General features: G+C 73.6%; 13 protein-coding genes. 9 read left to right on the plus strand and 4 right to left on the minus strand.

Translation table 11 applies throughout. The features are described from left to right. Positions 1–54: 54 nt before the first annotated feature. The 6 genes from BGP73_RS13395 to BGP73_RS13420 all read left to right on the plus strand — a co-directional run bounded on the left by BGP73_RS13395 (position 55) and on the right by BGP73_RS13420 (position 11,637). Positions 55–1,764: a glycerol-3-phosphate dehydrogenase/oxidase gene (locus BGP73_RS13395; RefSeq protein ID WP_069814558.1), complete on the plus strand. Its 1,710-nt coding sequence runs from the start codon at positions 55–57 to the stop codon at positions 1,762–1,764. A gap of 229 nt (positions 1,765–1,993) precedes the next feature. Beyond that, a complete protein-coding gene (locus BGP73_RS13400) occupies positions 1,994–3,778 on the plus strand; it encodes a serine/threonine-protein kinase (RefSeq protein ID WP_069814559.1) in 1,785 nt (594 codons plus the stop codon). 223 nt (positions 3,779–4,001) lie between these two features. After that, positions 4,002–6,080: a hypothetical protein gene (locus BGP73_RS13405; protein WP_069814560.1), complete on the plus strand. Its 2,079-nt coding sequence runs from the start codon at positions 4,002–4,004 to the stop codon at positions 6,078–6,080. Between the two features lie 118 nt (positions 6,081–6,198). Further along, complete coding sequence (locus tag BGP73_RS13410; RefSeq protein ID WP_069814561.1) at positions 6,199–7,857, plus strand: serine/threonine-protein kinase; 1,659 nt, start codon at positions 6,199–6,201, stop codon at positions 7,855–7,857. A gap of 158 nt (positions 7,858–8,015) precedes the next feature. Next, on the plus strand, positions 8,016–9,668 hold the full coding sequence (locus tag BGP73_RS13415) for a succinic semialdehyde dehydrogenase (RefSeq protein WP_079127493.1): 1,653 nt from the start codon (positions 8,016–8,018) through the stop codon (positions 9,666–9,668). 82 nt (positions 9,669–9,750) lie between these two features. Next, positions 9,751–11,637 carry a GMC oxidoreductase gene (locus BGP73_RS13420; RefSeq protein WP_069814562.1) on the plus strand — a complete coding sequence of 629 codons (1,887 nt, stop codon included), beginning with the start codon at positions 9,751–9,753 and terminating at the stop codon, positions 11,635–11,637. A gap of 376 nt (positions 11,638–12,013) precedes the next feature. Here the strand turns inward: BGP73_RS13420 and BGP73_RS23760 are convergent, their stop codons facing one another. Continuing rightward, entirely contained in the window at positions 12,014–12,352 is a 339-nt protein-coding gene (locus BGP73_RS23760; RefSeq protein WP_069814799.1) for a chorismate mutase, read from the minus strand. Positions 12,353–12,850: 498 nt separating this feature from the next. On the opposite strand from BGP73_RS23760, the gene guaA reads away from it, so the two are divergent. Beyond that, positions 12,851–14,404 (plus strand): glutamine-hydrolyzing GMP synthase, encoded by a 1,554-nt coding sequence (gene guaA / locus BGP73_RS13430; protein ID WP_244501201.1) that lies wholly within the window; start codon positions 12,851–12,853, stop codon positions 14,402–14,404. A 135-nt stretch (positions 14,405–14,539) separates the two neighbouring features. Here the strand turns inward: guaA and BGP73_RS13435 are convergent, their stop codons facing one another. After that, positions 14,540–15,715 (minus strand): hypothetical protein, encoded by a 1,176-nt coding sequence (locus BGP73_RS13435; protein ID WP_139134556.1) that lies wholly within the window; start codon positions 15,713–15,715, stop codon positions 14,540–14,542. A 436-nt stretch (positions 15,716–16,151) separates the two neighbouring features. Between BGP73_RS13435 and BGP73_RS23765 the strand changes: the two genes are divergently transcribed. Together BGP73_RS23765 and BGP73_RS13440 are read left to right on the plus strand one after the other, a co-directional pair. Next, on the plus strand, positions 16,152–16,286 hold the full coding sequence (locus BGP73_RS23765; RefSeq protein ID WP_280138176.1) for a hypothetical protein: 135 nt from the start codon (positions 16,152–16,154) through the stop codon (positions 16,284–16,286). A gap of 355 nt (positions 16,287–16,641) precedes the next feature. Beyond that, the gene (locus BGP73_RS13440; RefSeq protein WP_139134557.1) at positions 16,642–17,292 is read left to right on the plus strand and encodes a hypothetical protein; all 651 of its coding nucleotides are present in this window, start codon (positions 16,642–16,644) and stop codon (positions 17,290–17,292) included. A 49-nt stretch (positions 17,293–17,341) separates the two neighbouring features. Here the strand turns inward: BGP73_RS13440 and BGP73_RS13445 are convergent, their stop codons facing one another. Continuing rightward, positions 17,342–17,578 carry a hypothetical protein gene (locus BGP73_RS13445; protein ID WP_069814566.1) on the minus strand — a complete coding sequence of 79 codons (237 nt, stop codon included), beginning with the start codon at positions 17,576–17,578 and terminating at the stop codon, positions 17,342–17,344. Beyond that, positions 17,565–18,911: a PspC domain-containing protein gene (locus BGP73_RS13450; RefSeq protein WP_069814567.1), complete on the minus strand. Its 1,347-nt coding sequence runs from the start codon at positions 18,909–18,911 to the stop codon at positions 17,565–17,567. The genes BGP73_RS13445 and BGP73_RS13450 overlap by 14 nt, the downstream gene beginning before the upstream one ends. Between the last annotated feature and the right edge of the window lie 137 nt (positions 18,912–19,048).

The raw sequence follows: 19,048 nt of genomic DNA on the forward strand, positions 1-19,048 counted from the left end.
AGTGGTAAGCGTCGGGTGGGAACAGGTGCGAGCCGAAACCACGATGGAGGCACGGTGAGAACAGCGACCCTGGGGCCGAGTGAGCGCGGTGAGGCGCTCGCTCGAATGGCCGAACGTGAGCTGGACATTCTGGTCGTGGGTGCCGGTGTGGTCGGTGCCGGCACGGCCCTGGACGCCGTGACCCGCGGGCTCGCCACCGGCCTGGTCGAGGCGCGCGACTGGGCCTCCGGCACCTCGAGCCGGTCGAGCAAACTGATCCACGGCGGGCTGCGCTACCTGGAGATGCTCGACTTCGCCCTGGTGCGCGAGGCCCTGAAGGAGCGTGGGCTGCTGCTCCAGCGGCTGGCCCCGCACCTGGTGAAGCCGGTCCCCTTCCTCTACCCCCTCCAGCACCGGGGCTGGGAGCGGTGGTACGCCGGCTCCGGCGTCGCGCTCTACGACGCCATGTCCTTCGCCTCCGGCCACGGCAGGGGACTGCCGGCGCACCGTCACCTGACGCGCCGGCACGCGCTCCGGGTCGCCCCCTGCCTGCGGAAGGACGCCCTGGTCGGCGCCCTGCAGTACTACGACGCCCAGGTCGACGACGCGCGGTACGTCACGACCCTGGTGCGGACCGCGGCGGCCTACGGCGCCGACGTGGCCAACGGGGCGCGGGTGGTCGGCTTCCTCCGGGAGGGGGAGCGGGTCGTCGGGGCCAGGGTGCAGGACGTGGAGGGCGGTGGCGAGTACGAGGTCCGGGCCCGGCAGGTGGTGAACGCGACCGGGGTGTGGACCGACGACACCCAGGGGCTGATCGGTGAGCGCGGCCAGTTCCATGTGCGCGCCTCCAAGGGCATCCACCTGGTCGTGCCGAAGGACCGCATCCACTCCAGCACCGGGCTGATCCTGCGGACCGAGAAAAGCGTGCTCTTCGTGATCCCCTGGGGCCGGCACTGGGTCATCGGCACCACGGACACCGACTGGGACCTGGACAAGGCCCACCCGGCGGCGTCCAGCGCCGACATCGACTACCTGCTCGAACACGTCAACTCGGTGCTCTCGGTGCCCCTCACTCGAGACGACGTGCAGGGCGTCTACGCCGGACTCCGACCGCTGCTGGCGGGCGAGTCCGACGCGACCAGCAAACTGTCCCGGGAGCACACCGTGGCGCACCCGGTGCCGGGCCTGGTGGTGGTCGCGGGCGGCAAGTACACCACCTACCGGGTGATGGCCCAGGACGCGGTGGACGAGGCGGTGCACGGGCTCGACCAGCGGGTCGCCGACTGCGTCACCGAGGACGTCCCGCTGCTGGGCGCCGAGGGCTACGCGGCGCTGTGGAACGCCCGGGCCAGGATGGCCGCCCGCACCGGGCTGCACGTGGTCCGGGTGGAGCACCTGCTGAGCCGGTACGGAACGCTGGTCGAGGAGGTGCTGGCGCTGATCGCCGCCGACCCCTCGCTGGGCGAGCCGCTGCCGGCGGCCGACGACTACCTGCGCGCCGAGATCGTCTACGCCGCCTCCCACGAAGGGGCGCGGCACCTGGAGGACGTGCTCACCCGGCGCAGCCGGATCTCGATCGAGACCTTCGACCGCGGCGCCCGCAGCGCCCGGGACTGCGCCGAACTCATGGCCCCCGTCCTCGGCTGGGACGAGAGCCAGATCGAACGAGAGGTCGAGCACTACCAGAAGCGGGTGGAGGCGGAGCGGGAGTCGCAGCTCCAGCCGGACGACCAGACCGCCGACGCGGCCCGGTTGGGAGCACCCGACATCGTGCCGCTCGGCTGAGTCCGCTGTTCACCCGCCGGCCCCGCTCCCGGGCGTACCCAACCCGCCCCCGGGAGCGGGGCGAGCGGGCGAACGGGCGGTCCGCGGGGTGGACCCTGTACTCCGGCAGGCCCCGGGATGAGAGAGAATGGAGGTACTTCCGAGGAGGGGCAGGGGAGTTGACGCGGCGACGCGATGAGCCCGCCGCCGACTCACGCCGACTCCACTGATTGCAGCGCTGAGGGGATGCATGTCGGAGGCCGAGCAGACAGAGAGCACCACCGGACGCCTGCTGACCGGGCGTTACCGACTGGGGGAACCCCTGGGTAGCGGCGGCATGGGCACGGTCTGGCGCGCGGTCGACGAGACCCTGGGTCGGACCGTCGCGGTGAAGGAACTGCGTTTCCCCTCCAGTGTCGACGAGGACGAGAAAAGACGTCTGATCACCCGGACGCTGCGGGAGGCCAAGGCGATCGCGCGGATCCGCAGCAGCGGCGCGGTCACCGTCTACGACGTCGTCGACGAGGACGACCGGCCGTGGATCGTCATGGAGCTGATCGAGGGCCGGTCGCTGGCGGACGTGATCCGCGACAGCGGCGGGCTGCCGTACCGGCGGGCCGCCGAGATCGGGCTCGCGGTGCTCGACGTGCTGCGTGCCGCGCACGCGGTCGGCATCCTCCACCGGGATGTGAAGCCGTCCAACGTCCTCATCTCGGACGAAGGCCGGGTGGTGCTCACCGACTTCGGCATCGCCAAGGTCGAGGGCGACCCGTCGGTGACCTCCACCGGAATGCTCGTCGGCGCGCCTTCCTACATCGCCCCGGAGCGCGCCCGCGGCAAGAAGCCCGGGCCGCCGGCCGACCTCTGGTCGCTGGGCGGACTGCTGTACGCCTGTGTCGAGGGGGTGCCGCCGTACGACAAGGGGGCGGCGCTCGCCACGCTGACCGCCGTGATGACCGAGCCGCTGGAGCCGCCGCGGAACGCCGGGCCGCTCGAGGAGGTCATCCGCGGGCTGCTCACCAAGGACCCGGACCAGCGGCTCGCGGACGCCGGCGCCCGGGCGCTGCTGTCGAAGATCGTCAAGGAGTCGGAGCCGACGGCCGCTGACCCCGGGCAGAGCAGGACGGCGGTGATGGCGGCTCCGGTGAACGTGGCGCAGTCCGCCCAGCGGCCGGCCGCGGCGCCCGCAGCCCCCGCCGGCCCGGCCGGCCGGGTGGCGCCGCAGCCGCCGGCCGGGCCGGCCCCCACGCCGCCGGTGCCCGCGGCCGCCCCGGGCGGGCCCGGGACGACGCGGCGGAGCAGGACCTTGACCGTGGTGGGCGTGGTCCTGGCGCTGTTGGCGGTGGTGGTCGGGGTGACCTTGGCGGTGGTGCTCCGAGAGGGGGACGAGAAGGGCGCCGGGGGGCAGTCCAAGGGCGGGACCGGGCAGGCGTCCTCCGACGGCGGCAAGGTCTCCGAGGACGGTGCCGACAGTGGTGAGACCCCGGCCGGCTCCGCCTCCGAGCCGGGTTCCGGGGAGGACGCGGCGGGGGGCGACGACGCGAAGGGCTCCGAGGAGGAGGGCGGCGGCGAACTCCCCCAGGGGTACGCCGAGGTGACGGACGACCGCTTCCACTTCCGCATGGCGATGCCCGAGGACTTCAAGCGGACGGCGATCGCCGGACAGAACTCCGGCGGCATCTACAACCGCGCCCGCGGCGCCTACCCCCGGGTGCAGGTGGACTTCAACAGCCGTCCCTCCGACGACGCCGCCGAGGCCTGGCGCGGACTCGAACCCGCGGTGCGCGGCAGCTCCGAGGGGTACCGCCAGATCGACATCGTGCCGGTCGCCTTCAACGGCTACCCCACCGCGGCCGACTGGAGCTTCGAGCGGACCATGAACGGCCAGCGGGTCCGGGTGATCAACCGCGGTTTCAAGGTGGACGGCACCCACGGCTACGCGATCATGATCAGCTGCGCCGCCGACGCCTGGGACGGGAAGGAGTGCAAGACCCTGCGGGAGACGGCCTTCGGCACTTTCGCGCCGGAGGACTGACCGCGGGCCGTCGATGGGGTGTTCGGTTTCCTCGTCTCCTCGTCGCGTGCCGCCGCGGGCACGTATCGTGAGGTGTCGCGGATCGTGTGCCGTCGGTGGCTGATCGTGTCAGAGGCCGCGCCCGGTTCCTGACCGGCGCTCACCGCACCGGGGGCGACCGGCCGGCGCGCTGTCCGCGCGTGGTTGACCAGTGGGGCGAGCGAGCAGGGTTGGGGGCGATGTCGTGGACGGTTACGCGGGTCGGGTGCTCGCCGAGCGCTACCGTCTGCCCCGTCTGCCGGCCGATGCCTACGACTTCGTGGAGACCCGGGCGCTGGACACCTACAGCGGCCAGGAGGTGCTGCTCCGTCAGGTGCCGCTGCCCGAGGTCGTCGAAGCCGAGGTCGTGGACGCGGAGGCCGTCGGGGCGGCGGCCAGGCACCGGGCCCGGCCGGACGGCCGGAGCGGCAGGGCCGGCTCGGTCCCCGCGGACGACCCCGCGGTCCAGCGGGCGTTGGAAGCGGCCCGGGCGGCTGCCGCCCTGCCCGACCACCCGCGGCTGGGCCAGGTCTTCGACGCGTTCGTCGAAGGCGGCAGCCTGTGGATCGCCGGCGAACTGGTGGGCGGACGCCCACTCGCCGCGCTGCTCGCCGAACGCCGGCTGACCCCTTACCGGGCGGCGGAGGTGGCCGCCGACGTGCTGACCGCCCTGCGGGAGGTGCACGGCCACGGGTGGACGCACCGCAACGTCACCGCCCGCACGGTGTGGATCTGCCCGGACGGCCGCGCCGTACTGACCGGCCTGGCGGCGGGCGCGGCGGAGGAGGCGCTGTGTGGCGGCGACCCGCTCCCCGTCCTCCCGCACACCGGGCCGGAGGAGGGCACCGCCGGGCCGCCGCGCCCGGTGGACGAGGACGCCGACCGGGTGCCGAGGCCCACGGTGGAGGACGGCGCCGCCGGTGCCGGAGCGGACACCGTGGCGGACCCCCCGGAAGCCGACGACCCGGGCCGCGGAGCGCTCCCCGCCCCCCGGTCCAACCCGCCGGCCGCCCAACCGGGCTCCCCGACCCCGCAGCCGAACTCCCTGGCCGCCGAACGCGCCCGCCAGGCACGCATCCTGATGGTCGGCGCCGTCACCGAGCGCTGGGCCCCCGAACAGGCCGGGCCGATCCACCAGAGCTGGCAACTCGCCCCGCCCGTCGGCCCGGCCACCGACCTCTGGGCGTTGGGCGCGCTGCTCTTCCGCGCCGTCCAGGGCCATGCGCCCTACCCGGAGGAGAGCGCCGCCGAAGTCGTGCAGCTCGTCTGCGCGGAGGCACCGGCCTTCGCCGAGGAGTGCGGGGCGCTGCGCCCGGTCGTCGAGTCCCTGCTCCGTCAGGACCCGACGGAGCGGCCCGAGGCCGAGGAGGTGGGCGGCTGGCTGCGCTCCCTCGTCCGGTCGGCGCCGGAGCCCGACCTGGGGCGGCACACGGTGACCGTTCCCTCGCTGGAGAGCGCCGAGCCCGCCGACCCGCGGCGGCTGCCGATCGTCCGCCGCCGAGGGGAACTGGTGCGGCGGCGGCGCGGCGGTGAGACGGTCGCCGTACACGGCAGGCACAAGAAGCCGAAACCCAGGCAGCGGCCGCGCGGCGGCCCGCGCGGCCTCGGCCGACTGCTCGTGGGCCTCATCCTGTTGGGGCTGGTGGGGGCCGTGGCCTACGCCATGCTCTTCATGCCGGAGGCCGGCCGCTCGGGACGGTCCGGGCCGTCCGATCCGGCGGGCGCGGCCAGTGCCACCACCGGCCCCGGCCCGTCGGGGGAGGAGACGGACGGATCGGGCGGCGACGGCAAGGGCGGCTCCGGAGCGCCGCAGACCAGCCAACCGGTCGAGGTGGCCGAGGGGTTCGTGCTCCGGAAGGACCCGAAGGGCTTCCAGGTCGTGGTGCCCAAGGGCTGGCGGCGGAAGGCCGAGAACAGCCGGGGCCAGGTCCGCTACGGCCGCGGGCACTTCGAGCTGGTGGTGGTCGCCGGCCGGGACTCGGTACGCGGCTTCGGCCGCGACCCGATGGCCTACCAGCAGAACACCGAGCCGGAGCTGGCTCCCTTCCGGGACGCGCAGTGGTCCTCGGCCTCCGGGCTGCGCCGGATCGACGTCGGCGAGACGGCGATGGCCGAGGGCACGTTCGCCTGGAAGGAGAAGGGCGGCAGACGGGTGCAGGCGCGCAACCTCGCCATGGTCCGCGGCGGTCACTACCATGTGCTGCTCGTCCTCGGGCCGGAGGACGAGGCGGAGGAGGTCGAACGCGCCTTCCAACAGGCCTCCGCCACCTACCGGGTGGACTGAGCGGCGCCACCGGGCGCGGGGTTCGCGGCGCGACCGGCCGACAGGTTTTGTCACGGTGCGGCATCTGCCGAGGAGGACCGGTGGTGGCCGCACATCACCAAACGGTAATGATGGGACCATGACGAACGACGCAGGATGGGGCGAGGAGCCTACGAGCTACGCTCTTCAGCCACCGCAGCCGTCCCCGGGCCGCCCCGGCCCTGGGGCGGTCCCCGGCCAGCCCGCCGCCGGCTACGGCGGTGTGCCGCCGCAGGGCGAACCGGCGGGAGCCCCCGAGGCGACCCAGCGCTCCACCTCCCTCCAGCCCGGGGTGGTCCCCGAGGGGAGTCGGCTCGTCGGCGGTCGCTACCGGCTCCTCGCGCGTCTGGGACACGGCGGGATGGGCACCGTCTGGCGGGCCCGGGACGAGGTCGTGGGCCGCGAGGTCGCGGTCAAGGAGCCCCGCCTTCCGGAGCACCTCTCCGCCGAGGAGCGGCAGACGGCCTACACCCGGATGCAGCGGGAGGCCCGGGCCGCGGCCCGGATCGACCACCCCTCGGTCGTCACCGTGCACGACGTGGTCCTGGAGGGCGGCCAGCCGTGGATCGTGATGGAGCTGGTGCGCGGGCGCTCCCTCGGCGACCTGCTGACCGAGGGGACGCTCGACCCGCGGGAGGCGGCGCGGATCGGGCTCGCGGTGCTGGGCGCCCTGGCGGCCGCCCACGAGGCCGGGGTGCTCCACCGGGACGTCAAGCCGGACAACGTACTGCTCGGCCGCTACGACCGGGTGGTGCTCACCGACTTCGGCATCGCCCAGGTGGAGGGCGAGCAGGGGCTGACGGAGACCGGCGCGTTCGTCGGGTCCCCGGAGTTCATCGCCCCGGAGCGGCTGCTCGGCCGCCGGCCCGGCCCGGAGTCCGACCTCTGGTCGCTCGGGGTGGTGCTGTACGCCGCCGTAGAGGGCACCTCACCGTTCCGCCGCTCCAACACCCCCGCCACCCTGCAGGCGGTGCTCTCCGCCGAGCCGGGGGCACCGCGGGGCTCGGGCGCGCTCGGCCACCTGATCATGCAGTTGCTGCGGAAGGACCCGGTGGAGCGGCCGACCGCCGCGGAGATCCGGCAGACCCTGGAGAACGAGGCCAGGCCGCCCCAGTTCCCGGCCGGGGTCGGGACCGGCGGGCCCCGGCCCGGTCTGCTGCAGGCTCTGCGCAGCAACCGGAAGACGCAGTACGGCGCGGGCGCCGGCGTGTTGGCCGTTGTGCTGGCGCTGGTTCTGGTGCTGGTCAACCCGTTCGCGGGCGACGGCCCGCCGGAGGGCTGGGAGGGGCGTCAGGAGCGCGAGGTCGTCGGAGCCTCGCTGGCCCTTCCCAAGGAGTACAAGCGCACGGTGGACGACACCGACGAGGGCGGCCATGTGACCTTCTCGGACCCCAGCGGCGTCTTCACCGTCGACCTCTACCAGCTCACCGGTGAGGAGGTGGATCCGGCGATGGACGAGGCCAAGGAGTGGAAGGAGTACTACGAAGAGGGCGCGGAGTCCTCCATGGAGGAGGTCGAGTCCGAGGTCCGGCAGGCGGAGCAGCAGGGCCGGCCGGCGGCGCAGCTCGTCACCACCTACTACGACAGCGGATACGACGAGGACTCGATCCGCTACCACCGGATCGAGCACTTCTACACCAACGACAAGAACGTCGGCTGGCGGCTCCTGGTGACCATGCCCGCCGACGGCCACGCTCGTGCCGACGGTGAGGAACTCTTCGCGGAAGTGGTCAAGCACCTGCGGATCGAGGACCTCTGACGTTCCGCGGCGAGCGGCCGTGACCGGCCGATCCCGCCGCGCTGCGGGCAACACCGGTCGGGGCGCGCTGCACGCCCCCGGAGGCGGTCGGGTCGGGGTGCGGGAAAGGTGTTACCGACGGGTACACAAAGCGCCCGGCCGGCTCTACCCTCGCGGGTATGACGGACTCCCGGGCCGGACAGGCCAGTCAAACCGCCATCGAGGACGCGGGGAACGCCTTCCCCGAGGACGGAAACCCGGCCGTCGCTCCACCGCCCGGCACCCGGACCGTCGCCGAAGTGGTCACGCCGGAGCTCGTCGCCCGGCTCACCGGAGCGGTCACCGGCTCCGGCAGCACCGCCAGCCACACGCCGTTCACCGGGGCCCGGCTGGCCGCCCTGCCGGAGTCCACCCCGGAGGACGTCGCGGCCGCTTTCGGCCGGGCGCGTGCGGCGCAGCCCTCCTGGGCGGCGACGCCGCTCCGGGAGCGGGCCGCGGTGCTGCTCCGCTTCCACGACCTGCTGCTCAGCCGGCAGTCGGAGGTGCTGGACCTGGTGCAGTCGGAGACCGGCAAGGCCCGACTGCACGCCCACGAGGAGGTGCTGTCGGTCGCCAGCGCCGCCCGCCACTACGGGCGGAAGGCCCCGGCCTACCTCGGGGCCAGGCGCCGCACCGGGGTCATCCCGCTGCTCACCAGGGTCACCGAGGTCCGCCGGCCCTGCGGTGTGGTCGGCCAGATCGCCCCCTGGAACTACCCCCTGGAACTGTCCGTCGGTGACGCACTGCCCGCCTTCGCCGCGGGCAACGCGGTCGTGATGAAGCCGGACACCGAGACCGCGCTCACCGCCCTCTGGGCGCGCGAGCTGATGCTCGAGGCGGGGCTGCCGGAAGGGATCTGGCAGGTGGTGCTGGGCGAGGGGCCGGTGGTCGGCCCGGCCGTCGTAGCCCACGCCGACTACGTCTCCTTCACCGGCTCCACCCGCACCGGCCGCGAGATCGCCCGGTCGGCCGGGGCCCGCCTCGTCGGGTGCTCGCTGGAGCTGGGCGGCAAGAACGCCATGCTGGTGCTCCGGGACGCCGACCTGGACCGGGCGGTGGCCGGCGCGATCCGCGGCTGCTTCGCCTCCGCCGGACAGCTCTGCATCTCCATGGAGCGGCTGTACGTGGACGAGTCCGTCGCCGAGGAGTTCCTGGACCGGTTCGCCGAACGCACCCGCGGTCTGCGGCTCGGCGCCGGACTAGCCTACGGCGCCGACATGGGCAGCCTGGTCTCCGAACGGCAACTGGCGACCGTCCGCCGACACGTGGAGGAGGCCCGGGCGGGCGGCGCCCGACTGCTCGCCGGCGGGCGGCACCGACCGGACGTCGGCCCGCTGTTCCACGAGCCGACGATCCTGGACGGCGTCGAGGAGTCGATGGCCGTCCACGCCGAGGAGACGTTCGGCCCCGTCGTCTCGGTCTACCGCTTCCGCACCGAGGAGGAGGCGGTCGAGCGGGCCAACGCCACCGCCTACGGCCTCAACGCGAGCGTCTGGACCAGGGACGGCCGGCGGGGCCGGGCGATCGCCGAGCGGCTGCGCGCCGGCACGGTCAACGTCAACGAGAGCTACGCCGCCGCCTACGGCAGCGTGGCCGCGCCCATGGGCGGTCTGGGCGACTCCGGCCTCGGCAGGCGGCACGGCAGGGAGGGCATAGCCAAGTACACCGAGGCGCAGACCGTGGCACAGCAGCGACTGCTCCCGCTGGGGCCGGCGTTCGGGCTCGACGACGCGCGGTACGCACGGCTGATGAGCCGCGGTATGCGGGCCATGAAGGCCCTCCGGATCCGCTGACGGCACCGGGAGCGGAACGGCGGGGCCGGTACGTGCGGGCAGTCGGAGCAGCCGGGCGACCGGGGGAGGAGAGGGCGGCGGCATGGTGGAGCGGGGCGTCGAACGGGACGGCGAACAGGAGGGCGGCGGCCCGGACTACGACGTGATCGTCGTGGGATCCGGCTTCGGAGGTTCGGTGGCCGCCCTGCGGCTGACCGAGAAGGGCTACCGGGTCGGTGTCATCGAGGCCGGGCGCCGGTTCACGCCAGCCACGCTGCCGAGGAACTCCTGGGACATCCGGAACTTCCTCTGGGCCCCGAGACTGGGCCTCTACGGCCTCCAGCGGATCCATCTGCTGGGCAACGTCATGATCCTCGCCGGAGCGGGCGTCGGCGGTGGTTCGCTCAACTACGCCAACACCCTCTACGTGCCGCCGAAAGCGTTCTTCGAGGACCGCCAGTGGGGCCGCATCACCGACTGGCAGGAGGAACTGCGGCCCTACTACGACCAGGCGCGGCGGATGCTCGGCGTACGGCTCAACCCCACCGTCACGCCCTCCGACGTCCACCTGAAGGCCGCCGCCGAGCGGATGGGGGTGGGCGAGACCTTCCATCTGGCGCCGGTCGGGGTGTTCTTCGGCGACGGTCAGGACGCCGGCGGCGAGTTGCGGGCCGCACCCGGCGAGGAGGTGCCCGACCCCTACTTCGGCGGCCTCGGGCCCGGGCGGAAGGCCTGCCGGGAGTGCGGGGAGTGCATGACCGGCTGCCGGCACGGCGCCAAGAACACCCTCACCGAGAACTACCTGCACCTCGCCGAGCGGGCCGGCGCCACCATCCACCCGATGACCTCCGTCGTCGCCGTGGAACCGGAGCCCGGCGGCGCCGGCGGGCCGGGAGCGGAGAGCGGCTATCTGGTCAGCACGGTGCCCACCGACCGGCGGAGGGCCGAGCCGAGGGTGCTCCGCGCCCGCCAGGTCGTCCTCGCCGCCGGCACCTACGGAACCCAGACCCTGCTCCACACCATGCGGGACGAGGGGAAGCTGCCGGGGATCTCCGCCCGGCTCGGCGAACTGACGCGCACCAACTCCGAGGCTCTGGTGGGTGCCGTGACCAGCGGCCGCCGCTACCGGAGGAAGCACGGCGAGGCCCCGGACTTCACCCGGGGCGTGGCGATCACCTCGTCGGTCCACCCGGACGAGAACACCCATATCGAGCCCGTCCGCTACGGCAAGGGCTCCAACGCCATGGGCGCCCTCACCACCCTCCAGGTGCCGCAGGACACCCGGCTGCCCCGGCTCCTGGCCCACGCGCTGCACTGCCTGCGCCACCCGGTGCTTTTCGCCCGCTCGCTCTCCAACCGCCGCTGGTCGGAGCGGACCATCATCGGCCTGGTGATGCAGAGCCTGGACAACTCGCTGACCACCTACCGGAAACCGAAGGGGATCGGCCGGGGGCTGCTGACGGCCGTCCAGGGGCACGGCGCCCCCAACCCGGACCACCTGCCCGAAGGCGCGGAGGCCGCACGGCTGATCGCCGAGGAGATCAACGGCCACCCCGGCACCAACCTCGGCGAACTGATGGGCACCCCGATGACCGCGCACTTCCTGGGCGGTTGCCCGATCGGGGCGGACGCCGAGCACGGCGTCATCGACCCGTACCACCGGCTCTACGGCCATCCCGGCATCCATGTGGTGGACGGCTCGGCGGTCTCCGCCAACCTGGGCGTCAACCCGTCGCTGACGATCACGGCACAGGCTGAGCGGGCGATGGCGCTCTGGCCGAACAAGGGAGAGCCGGACCCGCGCCCCCGGCAGGGCACGCCCTACGTGCGGGTGGCGCCGGTGGAGCCGCGGGAACCCGTCGTACCCGAGACGGCCTTCGCCGCGCTCCGGTTGCCGGTGGATCTGCCGATGCCGCGGGTTCCCCGGAAACGGTCGGAGAGCGGAGGAGAGGTGCCGGGCACGGGGGAGGGTACGGCGGCGGGGGGATGAGAGGCGGTTGGTCCCGGGCGTCCCCGGAACCAACCGTCCTCCTGAGCCGTGACCGGGCTGCTGTCCCCTGCTGACCGGTCACTCGCCGAAACGTGGTCCCACGGCGTACGCCGCTCAGGGCCCCGGTGGAGCCCGGTCGCACGCCACACACTTCGGCGGATCCGTCCTGCCTGCTCTCCGGGTGCCCGAATCACCACGGACGGAGCCACGCGTGGATCTTCTTCAGCCGCCCCTCGCCGGCACGGACATCCGGACCAACGACATCCCGGCGAGGACGGTCACGCACCGTAGGGGTGAAGGCGGCCGCCGCTCTGTTTACACCGGTGGTGGGTCCGTTCACCGGCGGCCGGGCCGGGACGCCCGCCGCGCAGGGGCGTCAGCCGCGCCCGCGGCAGAGTTCCAGCAGGGTCATCGCCAGTGCGGTGCCGGGCTGGCCGAGCTGGCTCTCGTAGTGGCGGAGGATCTCCATCTCCCGGGAGAGGTTCACCCGGCGACCCCCCGAGGCGATCCGCGCCTGCTGGATCCTGGCCGAGACCGCGATCCGCTGCTGCACCAGACCGATGATCCGGCCGTCCAGGTCGTCGATCTGCTGCCGGGCCTCGGCGATCAGTCTCTCGGCACCCTCCTCGTGGGCGCCGGTGGACGCGCTCGGGCCGGCGGGCTCCGGCCGGCCCTGGGGGGCAGTGGAGCCGCCGCTGCGCCCGTCCCCGCCCACCGCGGTGCTCGGCTCCACAGCGGCGTCCTGGCTGATCGTGCTGTTCCGGCTCATCGTGCTCTCCTACAAGGTCGCGCCCGACGGAGGAGGTGCCACCCGGAGCCGAGAAACGTCGACAGCCCCGGGCGGTGGTCGCCCGGGGCTGTCGGTAAGTCGCTTCTCAAGTCGTTCAAGCAGCGGGACCACGGCAGCCGGACGGACCGGTGCCATAGGTAAAGACGAAGCTCAGCTGCTGGAACATGGCAGGCAGTATGCCTCGGCGGCGGCGCGCCGGACAAGCCGGTCCGGATACCGAGACGGAGGGCGGTCCGGGGCCGCGGGCGGGCGGTAGGCGGCGGGCCGGCAGCGAGTGCCGGCGCGGTCCGTGCCGCCGGTAGACTCGGGGGCACCGCATTCCCGTCAGATCCGCCGGAAGGCCGCCCAGTGCCCTCAGCGAACGAGCCCGCAGCGAACGGGCCCGCAGCGAACCCCGCCACCGCCACCGACCGCAGCTCCGGCGTGGTCCTCGTCGTGGACTTCGGCGCGCAGTACGCACAGCTCATCGCCCGCCGGGTCCGCGAGGCCCGGGTCTACAGCGAGATCGTCCCGCACACCACGCCGGTGCCGGAGATGCTCGCCAGGAACCCGAAGGCGATCATCCTCTCCGGGGGCCCCTCGTCGGTGTACGCCGAGGACGCACCGGGCGTCGGCCCCGAACTCTTCGAGGCGGGCGTGCCCGTGCTGGGGATCTGCTACGGCTTCCAGGCGATGGCCCGGGCGCTCGGGGGCACCGTCGAGCGCACCGGCACCCGTGAGTACGGCGGCACCGAACTGACCGTCTCCCGGACCGGCTCGACGCTCTTCGAGGGGACCCCGGCCGAGCAGTCGGTGTGGATGTCCCACGGCGACTCGGTCACCGAGGCACCGGCCGGCTTCACCGTCACCGCCTCCACCCCGGGCACCCCCGTCGCCGCCTTCGAGTCCGACGAGCGGCGGCTCTACGGTGTCCAGCACCACCCCGAGGTGATGCACTCCACGCACGGGCAGCAGATCATCGAGCACTTCCTGCACCGGGGCGCCGGGCTGGAACCGAACTGGACGACCAGCAGCATCGTCGAGGAGTCCGTCGCCGCCATCCGGGAGCAGATCGGCTCCAGGCGGGCGATCTGCGGCCTCTCCGGCGGTGTGGACTCCGCGGTCGCCGCGGCCCTCGTCCAGAAGGCCGTCGGCTCCCAGCTGACCTGCGTCTACGTCGACCACGGCCTGATGCGCAAGGGAGAGTCGGAGCAGGTCGAGAAGGACTTCGTCGCCGCCACCGGAGTGCAGCTCAAGGTCGTCGACGCCGAGGAGCGCTTCCTCTCCGCACTGGCCGGGGTGTCCGACCCGGAACAGAAGCGGAAGATCATCGGCCGGGAGTTCATCAGAGTCTTCGAGCAGGCCGCCAGCGAGATCGTGGCCGAGGCCGGCGCGGCCGGCGAGGCCGTGGAGTTCCTCGTCCAGGGCACGCTCTACCCGGATGTGGTGGAGTCCGGCGGCGGCAGCGGCACGGCCAGCATCAAGTCGCACCACAACGTCGGCGGGCTCCCCGAGGACCTCCAGTTCCAGCTGGTGGAGCCGTTGCGGCAGCTGTTCAAGGACGAGGTGCGGATGGTGGGCCAGGAGCTCGGCCTGCCCGAGGAGATCGTCCAGCGGCAGCCGTTCCCCGGGCCCGGGCTCGGTATCCGGATCGTCGGCGAGGTCACCAAGGCCCGTCTCGACCTGCTGCGCGAAGCCGACGCCATCGCCCGCCAGGAGCTGACCGCGGCCGGTCTGGACCGCGGTATCTGGCAGTGCCCGGTGGTGCTCCTCGCGGACGTCCGCTCGGTGGGCGTGCAGGGCGACGGCCGCACCTACGGTCACCCCGTGGTGCTGCGTCCGGTCTCCTCCGAGGACGCGATGACGGCGGACTGGTCCCGGCTGCCGTACGAGGTGCTGGCGCGTATCTCCACCCGGATCACCAACGAGGTCGACGAGGTCAACCGGGTGGTGCTCGATGTGACGAGCAAGCCGCCGGGCACCATCGAGTGGGAGTGACCCGGGGCGCGGGAGCGTTCGGCCGGAAAGCGGGCTGAGCCCGCTCGCGAGGGTCGGGCCCACCGGGGTGGTCGGGGAGGACAGAGCAGCGGTGGCCGGGCGCCGTCCCGCCGGGCCGCGGGACGGCGCGCCCACTCAGCACGGCACGTCGTCGCCACACCGCCACAGGGTTCCCCGGTCCGGGTAGACGTTGGCCCGGGGAGAGAACGTGTGGCCGGTCCACTCCTCCGAGTCGCCCGTGGCGATGTACGCCTCCGCCTGGTAGGCCAACGGGCTGTCCTGGCGCGCCGTCTGACAGTGGTCCGGGTCGGTGGTGAACGTGGTGCCCGGTTCGACGGTGACACGGCTGACGGCAGGGCCAGGTTGGCAGTCGTGGGCCGCTCCCGCCCAGAAACCGCCCAACCGGACGGTGACCGCCGCGGCGGAGGCCGTGGGATTGTCGACCTTGAGGACGAAAACCACCCTGTCCGGCTGGACTCCCACACAGGCCCGCAGCCGGACACCGGACGGACCGGTCCTCGGCGGGGAGCAGCGGCTCTCCCCTCCCAAGGTGTCGACGGGCTGAGCGCTCCTCCCCGCGGCCGACGTCGCCGACGGGCCGGAAGGCCCGGACCGACTTCCCCGCTCGGCCGCCCCGGGCCACCCCTTCACGGCGATCGCCAATCCGATCACCAGGCCGATGGCGGCCAGGACGGCGGTGGGCCCCGTCCATGAGCGGCGGCCGGCAGGGGCAGGGGCATCGTCCGGGGGCGGCAGCGGGCCGGTGGGCCCAGGGAGGGGCCGTTCGGCCTTCTCGCCCGGGGCGGCCTCCCCGCCCGGGACGGCCCGGGCGGCCAAGCCGGCGCCCGGCGGAAGGTCCGTTTCCGGGGAGCCCGGTGGGCCCTCGGGGGCCGGCGGGTTGGGCTGCTCCGGGGCCCGGAGGGCGTTGACCACCGCGCTCCGCCACTGGTGTCCTCTGATCTTCTGCAACACGTCCCGGTGGAACTCGATCCGCCTGGCGATCGCCATCAGTCGCCGGCGCTGGGCCCCGGCATCGTCCCGGAAAGCCGCCACGATCCGGGCGGTGTCCTGGACCGTCGGCAGCCGGCCGGATCTCTTGTTCGCACCGAGCAGTTGATCGCGGCCCAGCAGCCAGTGCCCCAGAAGGGGATTGTCGATCTTGGGGACCGCATCCCGCAGTCGGGCGACCAACCCCGGGCGGGACGGCCCGGGCCCCTCCAGCATTTCCTGTAAGCACCGACTCCACTCGTCCAGGGTCCGGACGAGGGCGTACGCCAACTCCTCGAAGAACTCCTCCTGTTCCCCCACCACTGCTTCCCCTCTGCTCCAAAGCTTGCACCGCGCTAGTGAAACAGCAGGTCAGAGCCGGTGTACCTGGCACTGCAAGCACCTGCCGGACGAAAGGTCTGGAGCAGGCCCCCCGCATTCAGGACAGTGGGTCGCGGCGGACGGAGAAGAGCTGATCCGCCCTCAACCCGGCTGTCCGGGAGCGGAGTCCTGCCGTGAAGCGATTGACGACCCGAAAGCATCGCACACCTTCTCCCCTCCCCACGGCCGCGCTCGGGAAGCACTGCGCGACCGCCCTCGGCAACGCGGGCGGTCGGCAGAAGGCCCCGACGGGCTGAGGGGCGGATCCGCACGTCGCACCGGTGGCGAGGGCGCGACCGCGCCGACGCCGCCGGGCGTGACCCACCCGCCAGCCAGTGTCCGACCGCCGACAAGGCGACGACGAGAAGAGGACCCCACCATGTGGAACCAGTGCCAGCGCTGCGAGGGCAAGGGAAAGTGCACCACCTGCGACGGCTCCGGCTACAGCGGTCTGTGGAAGTGCGACAGCTGCCGCGGCAGCGGCGACTGCAAGGCGTGCGACGGCCGCGGCTGACCGCGTGAACACCGCGGGCTGACCCGCCTCGTTCTCCGGTGAGGGCTCCTTTTCCGGGTTCCTGTTCGGAGCCCTCACCCACCCTCCCAGACCTCGTTGTGAGGCCTGTGGGCCCGTCGCACCGGCGTGCCCTCTTCCACCCCGCACCGGCCCACCCCGCACCGGCCCACCCCGCACCGGCCCACCCCGCACCGGCCCACCCCGCACCGGCCCACCCCGCACCGGCCCACCCCGCACCGGCCCACCCCGCACCGGCCCACCCCGCACCGGCCCACCCCGCACCGGTTCGACCGGCAACCCGTCCCGCGGGGATCGACACCGGCCCGTCGATCCAAGACCGAAGGAGAACACCCTCATGAACGGAACATCCCGTCCGGAGTCCGAGCGGAGCGAGCTTCCCGGCCCGCAGCCGGAACCGGCCTTCCCGGCCATGCCGCCCCGGCCGAGTCACAACCCGCCGAGTTGTCCCCCACCTCAGACGCCGGCCGTCTTCCGACACGTGCCGCAGCCGCCGAGCCCCAACGCCTCCCCGCACATGCCGCAGCCGGTCAGGACGGCCCGGATCCTCCTGTACCTGCTGTCGGGTCTGCTGATCGTCCTGGGCCTGGCCGCGCTCGTTCAGGCCGAGGCGACCCTGCGCGCTTTCGACGCCTACGGGGAGTCCTCGGCGAGGTGGCTGACCCCTGCCGGCCACGAGGCGGCGCGAAAGGCTGCGGCGCAGGCGGCGCTCGCCCAAGCCGGCATGGTCTGGAACGTCGTCTACGCCGTGCTCGCGCTCGTGCTGGCCGCCCGGTTCGGCAACGGCGGCAACGCGCTCCGCGTCGGCACCGTCGTCTACGGTGCCTGGCTCGCTGTGGTGGGCACCTTCACCCTCGGCCTCACCGCCAGCTTCGCCGGCGCGACCACCACCATGGCATCCGTCGTGCAACTGGCCGCCGGCGTCCTCCTGATCATCCTGCTGCTCCAGGAAGGAGGCGTGGCCTGGTTCAGGCGCCCGCGCCCCTGAGCGCGGCGGAGACCGGTCGCGACCCCGCCGGCTCCGGACGGCTCCGGCCTCAGGGACGCTGGCCCGGGCGACCGGGACCGGCGCCGCGCCGGGCCGAGCGGCGCCGGGCGCCGTACGTCACCGCCCCGACGAGTCCCGCCAGGCAGAGCGCCGGCGGGACCATCGCAAGCGGCAGCGCACCCGGCAGGTCCACCTCGCCCAACCCGTCCAGCACGTAGGCGATGCCGGCCGCGAGCAGCACCAGGCCGGCGAGCAGTTTGGCCGGCTCGAAGTCATGACGTCCCACGATCCACCTCCAACTGGCCGACACCGATCTCCAGCTCCAGAACGACGGTGCCTCCGGAGGATCGGCCGCCGGCCGGTGCGAGCTTCTCCTCCCGGTGCAGACCGGGGACGAAGCGGTGCTCACCAGGCCGGTTCTCGCCCGGCAGCCGCGCCTCGCCGAGGCCCACGGAGACGCTGAGTTCGACGGTCGCGTCGGCGGGCACCACCACCCGGAGCCTGCCCGCCCCCACACTCGCCCGGGTGGACACCTCCTGCCGCTCGGTCAACCTGAGCCCGCTGAGGTCCAGCATGCCGTCACCGGTGCCCAGCTGGTACTCCGGTCGCAGGGTGGACGCCTGCACCGGCTTCCAGTCCCGCTGCACCCACTCGGCGGTGATGCTCTTCGGCAGCACGGCCGCGCCGGCCAGCAGCGCGCAGGTCACCAGTGCGGCGATGACGGTCCCCCCGCCGGCCCGCCCGATCCAGGAACTGAGCACCAGCCCCAATCCGAAGACGGCCAGCGCGCAGCCGAGGCTGATCTGCGCGGTGGTGCCCAGCGGGTGGCCGGGCCCGATCAGGAGGGCGGCGGCCACCGCCGTGAACACCGCGCAGAGGAAGGTCCAGCCGCCGATCCAGCCGCCGCGCCGGCGGGCCGGCCAGAGCGGGGACTGCTCCGGGGCGGACCAGTCGTCCCCGGGACGCGAGGGAGGGGGCGGGCCGTCGTCCGGCCCCCAGAGGTAGCCGCCGCCTCCCGCGGCCCAGCCGGCCCCGGCCGGCCCGCCGTCGCCCTTCGTCGGCGGGTCGCGCCACCAGGAGGGCGTGCCGGGCACGGGCGGCGCCGTGGCCTCCGGCGGCGCGTCCGCGACCGCCTGGGCCGTCGCCGCGTTCACCGCCGCCCCATCCCGCTCCCCGTGCCTGCGCTCGCGCGACCAGTAGGCCGCGCCGGCGAGGGCCGCCGACAGCATCAGCGCGAACGCGATGACGGAGCCGTTGTTGAGCATGGACAGCAGCAGGCCGCAGCCCACGAGGGCGAACACCAGGGCGGTCAGCCCCTGGCCCTCCACCCGGCCGGACAGCAGCCGGCGCCCCTCGTTCTCGTCCTCGCCGTCGAGCGGGATCAGCAGCCAGGCGAAGCCGTAGCCGATCAGCCCGGTGCCGCCCGCGATCGCCAGCACGGTGAGCGCCACCCGGAAGACCACCGGATCGACGTCGTACTGCCGGCCCAGCCCACCGCAGACGCCGGAGAGCACCTTGTTGTGCCGGCTGCGCCGCAGCGGAGGGAGGGCTGGCTCGGGGTCGTCGGCCGCCGCGGTGGGCGGTGCCGTCGCGCCCGGAACGGACTGCTGCTCGGTCATGGATCCATGGTGCGGGTACCGGCGCGGAGAAAGCACCGGGGGCCGACCCTGGACCGTCCCTGAGATCTCCCTGATACCCGCGGCCCCGCCCCGGGAAGGCCCGGGGAACGATCAGGGGCGACCCTGATGCCTCCGAC

Source organism: Streptomyces sp. TP-A0874, from assembly GCF_001748085.1.
Classification (GTDB): domain Bacteria; phylum Actinomycetota; class Actinomycetes; order Streptomycetales; family Streptomycetaceae; genus Streptomyces.

Coding starts and splice junctions, on each gene's coding strand:
- BGP73_RS13415 (WP_079127493.1), top strand. CDS start 8,016: ATGACGGACTCCCGGGCCGGACAGGCCAGTCAAACCGCCATCGAGGAC.
- BGP73_RS13440 (WP_139134557.1), top strand. CDS start 16,642: ATGAACGGAACATCCCGTCCGGAGTCCGAGCGGAGCGAGCTTCCCGGC.
- BGP73_RS13400 (WP_069814559.1), top strand. CDS start 1,994: ATGTCGGAGGCCGAGCAGACAGAGAGCACCACCGGACGCCTGCTGACC.
- BGP73_RS13420 (WP_069814562.1), top strand. CDS start 9,751: ATGGTGGAGCGGGGCGTCGAACGGGACGGCGAACAGGAGGGCGGCGGC.
- BGP73_RS13450 (WP_069814567.1), bottom strand. CDS start 18,911: ATGACCGAGCAGCAGTCCGTTCCGGGCGCGACGGCACCGCCCACCGCG.
- BGP73_RS13410 (WP_069814561.1), top strand. CDS start 6,199: ATGACGAACGACGCAGGATGGGGCGAGGAGCCTACGAGCTACGCTCTT.
- BGP73_RS23765 (WP_280138176.1), top strand. CDS start 16,152: ATGTGGAACCAGTGCCAGCGCTGCGAGGGCAAGGGAAAGTGCACCACC.